The following is an 11,766-nucleotide window of genomic DNA, read 5'->3' as shown; positions in this document are numbered from 1 at the left end:
GCTCAGCCGGCGGGGACGGTGATCACCGGGCAGTGCGCACGGTGCAGCAGGCCGTGGACCACGGATCCGATCCTCATGCCGGTGTATCCGCCGCGGCCCCTGCGGCCCACGACGACGGCCAGCGCGTGCTCGGCGGCGCGGGCCAGTTCCTCGACCGGGTGGCCGGTGAGGACCTCATGCGTCACACGGACGTCCGGGTACTTCTGCGACAGGCCGGCGGTGGCTTCGGAGAGCAAGGTGCGCTGGGCCTGCAGCGCCACCTCCTCGTCGTCGTGCATGATGAGCGGCGGCTGCCACACGCAGGCGACCCGCAGCGCTGCCCCCCGAAGGTCGGCCTCGTCGAAAGCGAAGGCCAGCGCGGCAGTGGCGGACGCGCTGCCGTCGATACCCGCGACGACGTAGGGCGGCTGCTGGCTGATGTGCTCGGCGTCGCCCACGACGACGACGGGGCAATGGGCCTGAGCGGTGATGGGGACCACGAGCGAGCCGGCACTGAAGAACTCGGCGGTGCGGCTCAGGTGCCGGGAGCCGAGGACGATCATGCGGGCTTCTCGTGCCGCGCCGCCCAGGACCGGGACGGGGAAGCCGCCGCGCAGCTCGCCGGTGACGCTCACTTCGGGGTGGCGGTCACGCACCCAGTTGCACGCCTGTTCGAGCCTGTCGGAGCCGGCCTGCCTCAGGGCCGTCTGGCCGGGGGTGTCATCGACGGGCTGGGTGTCGTGCTGGGGCGGTACCGCGAGCACCAGGCGCAGCGGGACCCGTCGCCGTTGTGCCTCGTCGGCGGCCCAGGCCAGGGCAAGGTGCCAGTCCCTGGCCGGGTCGATGCCCACGACGATGTCATGGCTTCCTGCGGGGTGGATGGTCATGACTGGCTCCCGAAGTCGCTGCCGGTCCGGGGGATGAGGAGGACGGGGCAGTGGGCGTGGTGCAGCAGGCTGTGCGTGGCCTTGCCCAGGTTGGGGGCGAGTCCGAGGGACCCTGGGACCCGGCGCCCGCCCATGACGAGCAGGTCGGCGTGCCGGGACGCCTCGACCAGGACACCGGCCACGGAGATGCTCTTCTCCGCCTCGGCCTTCACCTCCAGATCGGGGAACTCGCCGCGGACCACGTCCGCGACGGCCCGCAGGGTCTCTGCGTGCCCGCCTGCGATCTCGTCCACGCCGTCGAGCATGCTGACCACCTCACCTACGGACTGGAGCACGTTCCACACGTGCAGCAGCCGCAAGGAGGCCTTGTGCAGCTCGGCTTCCTTGGCGGCGTACCGGGCGATCAGGAGGTCGCGCTCATCGCGGATCGCCGCGAGGACCGTGCCGGTCTCCTCGGCCCCGTCGATGCCGCGGACGACGATGACGGGCGTCATGGCGATGGCCGCGGTGCCCAGCCCGACCGAGCCGAGCATGAGGGAGTTGAAACCGCCCAGGCCGCGGTTGCCCAGCACGACCGTGCCGTGGAGCCCGGCGGCGCGGTGCAGGCTGTCGACGGCGCCCGCACGGCTGAACTCGGTGGTCACGTTCAGCCCGGGATACTCGGCCGACACGGCCTTCGCCGTGTCGTCCAGGAGCGCCCGGCCGTTGGCGCGGACCCGTTCGATGGTCTCCGCCGACAGGTACAAGGCCCTGCCGTCGGTGTCGGCGCCGTAGACGATGTGCAGGGGACGGCCTCGGCGGACGGCTTCCTTGGCCGCCCACAGAGCAGCGACGAGCGCCGATTCCGAGCCGTCCACGCCGACCGTGACCGAGCTGGTGTCCGGGGTGCGGAACGTACTTTCCACGATTTCTCCCAACCGAGAAGCCGATGAGGGACACCCCTCACGCTGGCAGCGTCGACGCTCCGGGAAGAGGGCCGTCCGGGGCCGCAGACGGGACCAAAGGTCCCCAACGTCGCGACCTGGCACCCCGGACCCCTACGGGCCCCTGAACGGGGCCGTTCGGCCCTCGCTCACCAGCGGTCACCGGTGGATGGTGGGGGCACACCCCACACCGGACATCAGCCTCGCGTGACACGGCGGAGCAGGAGGGCCTCATGAAGCACCTCAAGGTGGCGGACCTGATGACCGACGAGGTCGTCTCCGTGGCCCCGGGTACCGCCTTCAAGGACGTCGCGAAGCTCCTCGCCCAGTACGACGTCTCCGGAGTCCCTGTCCTGGACGACGAGGATCGTGTGGTGGGCGTCGTCTCGCAGACAGACCTCCTCGCCCACACGATGTCGGGCTCCCATCCCGCCGAGCAGAGCAGCTCGGCAGCTGGGCCGCCGTCCGCGGGCGGGGTCATGTCCGCGCCCGCGGTCACCGTCCATGCCGAAGAGACAGCGGCTGACGCCGCGCGGCTGATGACCCGCCGGAGCATCGAACGCCTCCCCGTCGTGGACGTGGAGGACCGGCTCGTCGGCATCGTCACCCGCCGGGACCTGCTGCGCGTGTTCCTGCGCCCGGACTCCGAGATACGCCGGCGTGTCACCGACGACGTCCTCACGGACGTGCTCGGTGTGCCGGCCGGTGACGTCGACGTTCACGTGGTGGACGGCGTCGTCACCCTGGACGGCCAGGTCGAGCGCCGGAGTCAGCTCCCCGCACTTCTCAGCCTCGTCGAACGGCTCGACGGGGTCGTCGCGGTGGCATCTCGCGTCACCGCCCGCACCGACGACACGGCAACCCACGCGGACCATGCCCGGCGCGCAATGCCGTGGTGATGAGCGCCGGACCGCACGAAGGGAGTCAGAGCCATGAACCACGTGACCGTCGGAGTCGACGGCTCCGAAGAGAGCCGGGCAGCAGCACGCTGGGCCGCGCGGGAAGCCGTCCTGAGGCAGGTGCCCCTGCGTCTCGTGCACGCCGTTGACTGGCCCCTGGACCCGGTGTTCCCCGGCGTGGGCCGCCAGGACGTAGATCGCTGGGCGGATCAGGCCCTGGCCGAAGCCGCTCAGGAGCTGCACGGGCGCCACCCGCAGCTGGAGATCACGACCCGTTGCCTGACAGCACGGCCGGCCGCCGCACTCGCGGCCGAGGCCGCCGACGCCGGGCTGCTGGTTCTGGGATCGCGCGGGCTGGGCGGCCTGGTCGGATTCATCGTCGGCTCGGTGGCGATGTCCACAGTGGTCGGGACCGACACGCCGGTCGTGCTCGTTCGCGTCGCCGACGACCCGGACGGCCCGGGCGCCGGATTCGCGGCCGAGGTCGTCGTGGGGGTCGACATTCACGAGGCCTGCGACCGGGTACTCGCCTTCGCCTTCGAAGAGGCGGCCCGGCGCAACTGCCCGCTGCGGGCTGTCCACGGCTGGAAGATGCCGGCCGCCTACAGCTACGTCCCCTTCTTCGACCCGGACAACGAACGGGACATCGGCACGAGCGTCACACACATGGTGGACGACATGCTGCTGCCCTGGCAGCACAAGTTCCCCGACGTGAACGTCAGCCAGAACGTCTTCATGGGATCGGCGGGCGGACATCTCGTCCGGGCCTCGCAGGGTGCGGGACTCGTCGTCGTGGGGCGCCATGTGCGCCGCTCTCCCCTCGGCGCACACCTGGGCTCGGCCGCCCACGCCGTCCTGCACCACGCAGCAGCCCCCGTGGCCGTCATCGCCCACGAGTGAACGACCGGAAACCGGTGAACGGCCGTGCGAGGCAGACAGCAAGGGCGGAAAGAGTCCGCCCGCTTCTCGCGGATCCCGATTGTGCGGTGCACGGCGCTCGGCCGCTTCTCCGCATCCTCGCAAGGACCCTTTCCGCACTTCCATGGAACCACCCCGAGGCGGAGCCCACCAGAGCCGGCCGGACCTTCTCGGGCTCCGGACAGCCCTACCCGCGGACGGGTCGCCGTTCGGACCATCACGAGTAGCTGTTGCTGCATCGAGGAGGAAGACCATGAAGCACCTGCGCAACGTCGAGGACGTCATGACACACGCCGTGATCTCCGTCGACGAAGGAACCGCGTTCAAGGACATCGTGGAAGCGCTGCGGATGTGGAACGTCAGCGCGCTCCCCGTCCTGGCCCGGGACGGACAGGTGGTCGGCGTCGTCTCCGAAGCCGACCTGCTGCTCAAGCCCCAGGACACCGACACGGCCCACGACACCACAGCCGAGCAGCTGATGACCCGCCCGGCCGTGACCGTGACGAAGGACGCCACCATCCCCACCGCGGCGCGTCTGATGGCCCGCGGGCACCTCAAGCGCCTTCCCGTGGTCGACGCCGACGGTCGCCTCGTCGGCGTCGTCAGCCGCGGCGACCTGCTCAAGGTCTTCCTGCGCCCGGACGAGGACATCGGCACCGAGATCCGCGAACTGATCATGTACCAGCTGCTCCCGCAGGTTCCCGGTGAGGCGCACGTCCACGCGCACGGTCCCGTCGAGGTGCACGTCCACGTCGCCAACGGCATCGCCTACCTCAACGGGTCTCTGCCGGACCCCGCGATGGAAGACGTCGTCGTACGCGCTGCCAGCACCGTCCCGGGCGTGGTCGACGTCAAGGCGGACTTCACCGTCCTCCTCTCCGCATGAGGGCATCACCGCCATGAGGCACCGCAGCGTCGCGGACCTGATGACGCACACCGCCGTCACCGTCCGGCGCACGACCGCGTTCAAGGAGATCGCCAGGCTCCTGAAGGAGTTCGACATCACCGCCATGCCCGTGATCGACGAAACCGGGCATCCGGTCGGCGTCGTCTCCGAAGCCGACCTTCTCCGCCGGCGGAGAACCGGTGGTGCGGCAACAGCCCAGGAACTGATGACGAGCCCGGCTGTCACAGCCCGACCCGAGTGGAGCGTGGTCCGCGCGGCCCGCATCATGCAGCGGCACCGGGTCAAGCGGCTGCCGGTGGTCGACGAGGAAGGCCGCCTGGTCGGCGTCCTCAGTCGCAGCGACCTGATCCAGCTCTTCCTCCGCCGCGATCACGCGATTCAGGAAGAGATCCTCGAGGACGTCCTCACCCGGACGCTCCACCTCGCTCCGTCGGCCATCACCGTCGAAGTCGACGACGGCTTCGTGACGCTCAGTGGCACCGTGCCGGAGCCCGGGTTGCGGACCGTGGTGGTGCGTCTTTGCCAGAGCGTCGACGGGGTCGTGGACGTCGACGACAGACTCACCTGCCCCGAGGTCGAACAGAGCTGACCGGGCGAGGAGGGCCGAACGGTCCCCGGTTGGGCCGCTCGGACCTTCCCAGCGACACGGCAAGCGGAAGAGGCTGAGAGAAGCCGACCGTACGACCCCGGGAGGAACAACATGTCGAACCTGATCACGGTAGGTCTGGACGGATCGGGCGCCGGCAGGACCGCAGCCGACTGGGCCGCCGACGAGGCCGAACTACGGGGCGCGGCTCTGGAGCTCGTCCACGCGGAGGACTGGGCACAGTACGGGCCCTTCGCCGCTCCGCTCCCCGAACCGCGTCCCCAGTGGGCCGAGGACCTCCTTTCGCTCACGCGGGACCGGCTGCTGCGCGACCACCCCACGCTCGGCATCAGCACCCGCGGCACGAAAGGCCTCGCGGCCTCCAAGGTCCTCGCCTCCGCCGCAGCCGAGGCGGACCTGCTCGTCCTCGGCTCACGAGGTCTCGGCACCGTCGCCGGGTTCATCGTGGGCTCGACCGGCTCGGCGACGATCCCCGAGACCGAGACACCCGTCGTGCTCGTGCGCTCGATCGACGGCGAAGAGCGTCCGCCCGGCCACGCGGACGATGCCGGACCGGTGGTGCTCGGAGTGGACCTGCGCAGCGACTGCGACCGGCTCCTCGCTTTCGCCTGCGAGGAAGCGGACCGGCGGTCCTGCTCCCTCGTCGTCGTACACGGCTGGTCGCTCCCACCGGTCTTCTCCTACGCTCCGGCCCTCGATCCCGGTGTCGAGCAGGAGATGGCCGACGGACTCGACAGCACGCTCCGCGAGCTGCTGAGCCCCTGGGAGCGGAAGTACCCACAACTCGCCGTCGACGCACGCATCGTCATCGGCCAACCCGCCATCCAGATCCTGGACGCCGCGTCCGGCGCGGCACTCGTCGTGGTCGGCCGGCGCATCCGCCGTCCGGCAGTCGGTGCCCGCATCGGTCCCATCACCCACGCGGTGATGCATCACGCCACCTCACCGGTCGCCGTCGTGGCACACGACTGAGGCCGCACAGACAGGAACAGTCCCGTGACCGCAACACACTTCGACCCCGACACCGTCGTCCGGCTCGTCGGCGACGCCGTCACTGCCCCGTCCATGCACAACGCCCAGCCGTGGAGGTTCGTCTTCCATGTCGGCGCCGGTGCACTTTCCCTGTACGGCGATCCGGAACGTGCCATGACCCGAACCGACCCGGTTCACCGCAGCCTCCACCTCGGTTGCGCCGCGGCACTGTTCAACCTGCGCGTGTCCGCATCCTGGATCGGTCTCCCCGTCCGCGTGCAGCTTTTGCCCGACGACGCTGAACCGTGGCTGCTCGCCACGGTGACCATCGACGAAACCGCGGGGGCGGACCGCGAGCTGGCCTCCCTGCACGACGCCGTCCGGCGTCGGCACACCAGCCGGTACCCCTTCAGCGAGGAGCCGGTACCGACCGCGCTCCTGGACGGTCTGTGGGCTGCTGCCCACCTGGAAGGCTGCATGCTGACCGTTCCGGACACCTGGCACATCGACACCGTGCTGGGGCTGGTACGGGACGCAGAACATCGCGAGGAGATCGATCCGCTTGCCCAAGCGGAAACCGCGGCCTGGACCTCCCACACGCAGGATGCTGCGGGCACGCGTGGTGATGGCATTCCCTCCGCCGCATTCGGACCGAAGGGTTCCGGCGGCCGCACCCCTGTACGCGACTTCGGCTGGGCCAACCCGATACCGGATCGCGGTTGGGCCGTGTTCGAGAAGCGGCCGCAGCTGGCCCTGCTGAGCACCTCGGGGGACACGAGGGCAGACTGGCTGCGCGCCGGCCAGGCAATGGAGCGGGTCCTTCTGCAGGCCACGGCCGACGGCCTCGCCACGTCGATGACGTCCCATCCCCTGGAATGGACGGAGTTGCGCTGGACGGTCCGCGACCCGGTCGCGGCCATGGGACACGTACAGATGGTCTTCCGCCTCGGCTACGGTCCCGCAGGGCCCGACACGCCCCGCCGCCCGTTGACCGAGGTCCTGGAAATCCGGGAGTAGACCCACCGGCGCCTACTGCGGTTCAGTCCTCCCGAGGGTGGCGGCATGGTCGGGTACGGCTGTCTGCAACTCCTTGGACGGACGCTCGTAGCCCGTTGAGCGGGGCCTCGGCGGCAAGGTCACCGAGGGTACGGCCACGTCCGCGTAGGGAACCGTGGACAGCAGGTGGGCCATCATGTTGATCCGCGCGCTGCGCTTGTCGTCGCTCTCGACCACGTACCACCTGGCATCCGGCGTGTCCGTGTGGACGAGCATCTCGTCCTTGGCCCTCGAGTACGCCTCCCAGCGCGTGAGGGACTCCAGATCCATCGGGGAGAGCTTCCACCGGCGCAACGGGTCCTCCGCACGGGCGCGGAACCGCTCTTCCTGCACTGCATCGCTGACGGAGAACCAGTACTTGCGGAGCAGGATCCCGTCCTCCACCAGCATCCGCTCGAAGACCGGACACTGCCGCAGGAAGAGCTGGTGTTCCGCGGGCGTGCAGAAGCCCATGACGTGCTCGACCCCGGCGCGGTTGTACCAGCTGCGGTCGAACAGGACGATCTCGCCGGCGGCGGGCAGATGCTCGACGTACCGCTGGAAGTACCACTGGGTACGCTCCCGCTCAGTCGGCGTGGGCAGCGCCGCGATGCGTGCGACACGGGGATTGAGGTGTTCGGCGGCGCGCTTGATCGTGCCCCCCTTGCCCGCGGCGTCGCGCCCCTCGAAGACGACGACCAGGCGGGCGCCTTCCGCGCGCGTCCACTCCTGGAGCTTGACCAGCTCCGTCTGGAGCCGCAGCAGTTCTCTCTCGTAGACCGCCTTCTTAAGGCCCATGGCCGTCTCCGCCCCTCTGCCGTCCGGTTCTGCGATCAAGTCAGTCACGGCCGGCGGCCGTGCGCAACGACGCCGCTCACGCCTCGGAGTGTCGCGATCCCGTCGTCCTGCCGGCGTTCCCGCTCCCCGCCCCGCAAGGCCGGGCTGTCGATACGCTGGCTCCGGACGGGGCGGGCAGCGAAGGGGAATCACGTGAGTGTGGGGGATCCGTTGACGCAAGTGCCTCGGATGCGGCTGGACGAGCTGCTCGACGAGCTCCAAGTGCGCATCGACGCCGTACGCGGCACCCGCGATCGGGTGCACAGCCTGCTGGAGGCCGTCGTCTCGGTGGGCCGGGAGCTGGATCTGGCCCAGGTGCTGCGGCGGATCGTGGAGGCCGCGGCACTGCTCGTCGACGCCGAGTACGGGGCGTTGGGGGTCATCGGCCCTGACGGCCGCACGTTGTCGCAGTTCCTGACCGTGGGGCTCGACGAGGCGGCCATCGCCGAGATCGGTCCCCTGCCGGCCGGCCACGGTCTGCTCGGAGAGGTCATCCGTCACCCGGAGCCCTTGCGCCTCACCGATCTCGGCGCGCACTCCTCGTCGTACGGGTTTCCGCCGCACCACCCGCCCATGCGCACGTTCCTCGGTGTGCCGATCCGGGTGCGGGACGAGGTGTTCGGGAACCTCTATCTGACCGACAAGCGGGGCGGGTTCGATTTCGACACCGAGGACGAGACGGTGATCTCCACCCTCTCGGTGGCGGCGGGCGTGGCGATCGACAACGCCCGGCTCTACGAGGGGTCCCAGCGCCAGCAGCGGTGGCTGAAGGCCAACGCGGAAATCACTGAAAGCCTGCTGTCGGGCAGTTCCCGTCCGGCGGTGCTGGAGCTCATCGCTCTTCGGGCCCAGGAGATCACGGGGGCCCGGATCGCGGACATCTGCGTGCCGGTTCCCGGCGCCGAGGGATTGTTCGTGGAGTTCGCGGCGGGTGCGGACGGCAAGGCCAGGCGGGGATTTGTCGTCCCCATCGCGGGAACTCTCTCCGGGACAGCCCACCGGACCGGGCAACCCGTCACGGTCGTGCACGCCTCGGACGACGACCGCTACCCGGACGATGCCCAGACTGAGGGCGGGCTGGGCCCCGCCGTCGCGGTCCCGCTGGGCACCGCCGGCGGAGAGAGCAGGGGTGTACTCCTGCTCGTGCGCGCAGCCGGCGAGCCCGTCTTCGGCGAGAACGAGTTGGAGCCACTCGTCGCCTTTGCGGGTCAGGCGGCCATCGCCTTGGAACTGGCGGAGCGGCGCCGGGACGCGGAGCAGATAGCGCTGCTGGAGGAGCGGGACCGGATCGCACGGGACTTGCACGACTTGGCCATCCAGCGGCTCTTCGCCACGGGCATGACCCTTCAGAGCGCGGCACGGCTCGTCGAGCACGAAGGGGCCGCCGAGCGCGTCAGCCGTGCGGTCGATGACCTGGACGAGACGATCAAGATCATCCGATCGACGATCTTCGGTCTGCGCACCAAGGACCGTGAGAGCGGACAGGGTCTGCGGGCTCGCGCTGCCCGGGCGGTCGGCGACGCGGCCACCACCCTCGGCCATCCGCCGCGCCTGAACATGGAGGGCCTGCTCGACACGGACGTCCCGTCCGAGGTGGCCGACCACGTCATGGCGGTGCTGGGCGAGCTCCTGAGCAACGCCGCACGCCACGCGGGGGCGACCAGGGTCGCCGTGGCCCTCAAGGCGGAACCGGGCGAGGTCGTACTGACGGTCTCCGACAACGGCAGGGGCATCCCGCCCCAGGGCCGCAGGAGCGGCCTGCTCAACCTCGACGACCGGGCGCGGAGCCTGGGCGGGTCCTTCATCGTGGACACCCCCGACGAGGGTGGCAGCCGACTCGTCTGGCGGGCGCCGCTCCCCACCGGGAGCTGACGGCCCCGACACGATCATCCCCGGGCAGTCGGCTCCGGCAGCGTCCGCTCCGCCTCCAGCCGGAATCCGGCGACGAGGTCGGGGCGGATCCGCAGGGCGCGGGTCATGGGGCGTCCCACCCGGGGGCGCAGCAGGGAAGCGAAGCGGGCCGCTTCATCGGCGTCGGTCACCGGGCAGGCGTAGCCGGTGACGACGACGCTCCAGCCGAGGTGCGTGACGGAATCGACGGCGTCCGCTTCGTAGGCGCCGACCATTCCGGGGACATCGGCCGGGGCCGCGAGGAAGGCGCGTGCCCCGTCGTCGTGGATCCGCACGATGATGTCCCCGCCCTCGACGAGATGGTTGACCGGGCGCACGGCGGGCAGCGCCTGCTGCGTGAAGACGATGCGCCCCAGGGGCACCGTCGCCACGAGCCTGAGCGCCTCGGCCCTGTCGAGCTCGCGCATGCGCCGGGTGGCCGTCACGTCGCCGGCCTGACCGTCGGTGCGCCGTATGCCGCCGGCCTGGTCCATGCTGCGCACCTTCATCCGGTATCGATCGGGCCTTGGGGCTTCCGAGTCACCAGCCTCTCTCTCGATCACCACGAGAACCAGGGCCCAACGGTCCCGAACCGGGCACCGGTTTCGGACACCGCCCTGGTCAAGCCACCACGGGCCGGAGCTCGCGGTCGGCGCCGAGCACCCGCATCGACTTGGCCACCAGAGGCGGCACGCCGCACAGGCGGAGCCGGGTTCCTGCCGAGTAGCAGCGGTGGTGCACGCGCAGGAAGAGGTCGATGCCCGCGCTGTCGCAGAAGGAGATCCCGGACAGGTCGAGGACGAGGCTGCGGTGACCGTATGCGGCGAGGGCGGCGAGTCGGGGTTCCACCTGCCGCGCCGTGTGGAAGTCGAGTTCTCCGGCCAAGGTGACGCACACGTCGCCGTCGCTCCTCACCGCGGTCTTCAGATCGATCAAGGTAGTCGTCATGGAACCTCCACGCTGCGTGCGGCTCTGCGGTCGAGCCGCGCCCCTCCCCATGCGGCACCAGCTCATCGCACGCGGTCCGGCCCCGGGAAGGTCCACATGCCCCGCGCGCAGGGCCGAAGGTCCCTGCTCCTGGGTGCTCCATCGCGCGGGAAGGGTCGGATGAGGGCCGATCGGCCCTGTCCGGTCGGCCCCTTCGGCAGGCAGGATGCGGGAGTTCGTCCTTCCAGGGCGAACCCAGGCGAAGGAGTTGCGTCATGACCGACAGCGGTGCCCCCTCCCCCACCAGGACGCCGATCACGGTCTTCCTCCTCGATGACCACGAGGTCGTACGCCGAGGGGTTCACGACCTGCTGGACGCGGAGCCCGACCTGAACGTCGTCGGTGAGGCGGGCACGGCGGAACAGGCGCTGATCCGCATCCCCGCGCTGCGTCCTCAAGTGGCGGTCCTCGACGTACGGCTCCAGGACGGCGACGGCGTGAGCGTGTGCCGCGAGCTGCGCTCGCGGATGCCCGAGCTGGCCTGCCTGATGCTCACCTCGTTCGACGACGAGGAAGCCCTGCTGGACGCCGTGATGGCGGGCGCCTCCGGATACGTGCTGAAGCAGATCACCGGAACCGACCTGGTCACCGCCGTCCGCACCGTCGCGGCCGGCCAGTCCATGCTCGATCCGGGAGCCACGACCCGGCTGATGGCCCGCATGCGCGGCGACGTGCCCAAGGAGGACCAGGTCCCGGGCCTGCCCGGCTTCACCGACCGGGAGAAGGAGATCCTCGTCATGGTCAGCGAGGGGCTCACCAACCGCGAAATCGGCAAACGGATGTACCTCGCCGAGAAGACCGTCAAGAACATCATCTCGCGCCTGTTCACCAAACTGGGCGTGGAGCGCCGCGTCCAAGCCGCCGTGATCGCCAGCCACACGCTGATCCCGCCGAGCCAGCACCCCGTCCCGACCACGGAATAGCA

At 70.3% G+C, this 11,766-nt stretch carries 13 protein-coding genes; 8 read left to right on the top strand and 5 right to left on the bottom strand.

Annotated elements, in window-relative coordinates; genetic code table 11:
- Window positions 1-2: 2 nt before the first annotated feature.
- Both ACZ7GJ_RS35330 and ACZ7GJ_RS35325 read right to left on the bottom strand, forming a co-directional pair.
- Window positions 3-866 (bottom strand): universal stress protein, encoded by an 864-nt coding sequence (locus ACZ7GJ_RS35330; RefSeq protein ID WP_470757686.1) that lies wholly within the window; start codon window positions 864-866, stop codon window positions 3-5.
- On the bottom strand, window positions 863-1,771 hold the full coding sequence (locus ACZ7GJ_RS35325) for a universal stress protein (RefSeq protein ID WP_470757684.1): 909 nt from the start codon (window positions 1,769-1,771) through the stop codon (window positions 863-865). Before ACZ7GJ_RS35325 ends, ACZ7GJ_RS35330 begins: the two co-directional genes overlap by 4 nt.
- Window positions 1,772-2,022: 251 nt before the next feature.
- On the opposite strand from ACZ7GJ_RS35325, the gene ACZ7GJ_RS35320 reads away from it, so the two are divergent.
- From ACZ7GJ_RS35320 to ACZ7GJ_RS35295, 6 genes are all read left to right on the top strand, one after another.
- Window positions 2,023-2,688, top strand: coding sequence for a CBS domain-containing protein (locus tag ACZ7GJ_RS35320; protein WP_470757682.1), 666 nt, complete (start codon window positions 2,023-2,025; stop codon window positions 2,686-2,688).
- Between the two features lie 33 nt (window positions 2,689-2,721).
- The gene (locus tag ACZ7GJ_RS35315; RefSeq protein ID WP_470757680.1) at window positions 2,722-3,588 is read left to right on the top strand and encodes a universal stress protein; all 867 of its coding nucleotides are present in this window, start codon (window positions 2,722-2,724) and stop codon (window positions 3,586-3,588) included.
- Between the two features lie 271 nt (window positions 3,589-3,859).
- Window positions 3,860-4,492, top strand: coding sequence for a CBS domain-containing protein (locus ACZ7GJ_RS35310; RefSeq protein WP_470757678.1), 633 nt, complete (start codon window positions 3,860-3,862; stop codon window positions 4,490-4,492).
- A 13-nt stretch (window positions 4,493-4,505) separates the two neighbouring features.
- Complete coding sequence (locus ACZ7GJ_RS35305; RefSeq protein ID WP_470757676.1) at window positions 4,506-5,102, top strand: CBS domain-containing protein; 597 nt, start codon at window positions 4,506-4,508, stop codon at window positions 5,100-5,102.
- A gap of 111 nt (window positions 5,103-5,213) precedes the next feature.
- Complete coding sequence (locus ACZ7GJ_RS35300; RefSeq protein ID WP_470757674.1) at window positions 5,214-6,092, top strand: universal stress protein; 879 nt, start codon at window positions 5,214-5,216, stop codon at window positions 6,090-6,092.
- A gap of 24 nt (window positions 6,093-6,116) precedes the next feature.
- On the top strand, window positions 6,117-7,109 hold the full coding sequence (locus ACZ7GJ_RS35295) for an Acg family FMN-binding oxidoreductase (RefSeq protein ID WP_470757672.1): 993 nt from the start codon (window positions 6,117-6,119) through the stop codon (window positions 7,107-7,109).
- Between the two features lie 12 nt (window positions 7,110-7,121).
- Here the strand turns inward: ACZ7GJ_RS35295 and ppk2 are convergent, their stop codons facing one another.
- The gene (ppk2, locus tag ACZ7GJ_RS35290; RefSeq protein WP_470757670.1) at window positions 7,122-7,925 is read right to left on the bottom strand and encodes a polyphosphate kinase 2; all 804 of its coding nucleotides are present in this window, start codon (window positions 7,923-7,925) and stop codon (window positions 7,122-7,124) included.
- A 228-nt stretch (window positions 7,926-8,153) separates the two neighbouring features.
- On the opposite strand from ppk2, the gene ACZ7GJ_RS35285 reads away from it, so the two are divergent.
- Complete coding sequence (locus tag ACZ7GJ_RS35285) at window positions 8,154-9,836, top strand: sensor histidine kinase (RefSeq protein WP_470757727.1); 1,683 nt, start codon at window positions 8,154-8,156, stop codon at window positions 9,834-9,836.
- A 14-nt stretch (window positions 9,837-9,850) separates the two neighbouring features.
- Here ACZ7GJ_RS35285 and ACZ7GJ_RS35280 read toward each other — a convergent pair whose 3' ends face one another.
- Both ACZ7GJ_RS35280 and ACZ7GJ_RS35275 read right to left on the bottom strand, forming a co-directional pair.
- Window positions 9,851-10,348 (bottom strand): pyridoxamine 5'-phosphate oxidase family protein, encoded by a 498-nt coding sequence (locus tag ACZ7GJ_RS35280; RefSeq protein WP_470757668.1) that lies wholly within the window; start codon window positions 10,346-10,348, stop codon window positions 9,851-9,853.
- 127 nt (window positions 10,349-10,475) lie between these two features.
- Window positions 10,476-10,802 carry an STAS domain-containing protein gene (locus ACZ7GJ_RS35275; RefSeq protein WP_470757666.1) on the bottom strand — a complete coding sequence of 109 codons (327 nt, stop codon included), beginning with the start codon at window positions 10,800-10,802 and terminating at the stop codon, window positions 10,476-10,478.
- Between the two features lie 254 nt (window positions 10,803-11,056).
- Between ACZ7GJ_RS35275 and ACZ7GJ_RS35270 the strand changes: the two genes are divergently transcribed.
- Complete coding sequence (locus tag ACZ7GJ_RS35270) at window positions 11,057-11,764, top strand: response regulator (protein WP_470757664.1); 708 nt, start codon at window positions 11,057-11,059, stop codon at window positions 11,762-11,764.
- Window positions 11,765-11,766: the final 2 nt, after the last annotated feature.

It is taken from the genome of Streptomyces sp. NPDC037242 (assembly GCF_055604165.1).
This window is presented reverse-complemented; position numbering and strand designations above follow the sequence as displayed.

Bases quoted from the DNA above. Each gene is read 5' to 3' on its own strand.
- ACZ7GJ_RS35330 (WP_470757686.1), bottom strand. From the start codon at position 866: ATGACCATCCACCCCGCAGGAAGCCATGACATCGTCGTGGGCATCGAC.
- ACZ7GJ_RS35275 (WP_470757666.1), bottom strand. From the start codon at position 10,802: ATGACGACTACCTTGATCGATCTGAAGACCGCGGTGAGGAGCGACGGC.
- ACZ7GJ_RS35300 (WP_470757674.1), top strand. From the start codon at position 5,214: ATGTCGAACCTGATCACGGTAGGTCTGGACGGATCGGGCGCCGGCAGG.
- ACZ7GJ_RS35270 (WP_470757664.1), top strand. From the start codon at position 11,057: ATGACCGACAGCGGTGCCCCCTCCCCCACCAGGACGCCGATCACGGTC.
- ACZ7GJ_RS35310 (WP_470757678.1), top strand. From the start codon at position 3,860: ATGAAGCACCTGCGCAACGTCGAGGACGTCATGACACACGCCGTGATC.
- ACZ7GJ_RS35315 (WP_470757680.1), top strand. From the start codon at position 2,722: ATGAACCACGTGACCGTCGGAGTCGACGGCTCCGAAGAGAGCCGGGCA.
- ACZ7GJ_RS35285 (WP_470757727.1), top strand. From the start codon at position 8,154: ATGCGGCTGGACGAGCTGCTCGACGAGCTCCAAGTGCGCATCGACGCC.
- ACZ7GJ_RS35305 (WP_470757676.1), top strand. From the start codon at position 4,506: ATGAGGCACCGCAGCGTCGCGGACCTGATGACGCACACCGCCGTCACC.
- ACZ7GJ_RS35320 (WP_470757682.1), top strand. From the start codon at position 2,023: ATGAAGCACCTCAAGGTGGCGGACCTGATGACCGACGAGGTCGTCTCC.
- ACZ7GJ_RS35280 (WP_470757668.1), bottom strand. From the start codon at position 10,348: ATGGACCAGGCCGGCGGCATACGGCGCACCGACGGTCAGGCCGGCGAC.
- ppk2 (WP_470757670.1), bottom strand. From the start codon at position 7,925: ATGGGCCTTAAGAAGGCGGTCTACGAGAGAGAACTGCTGCGGCTCCAG.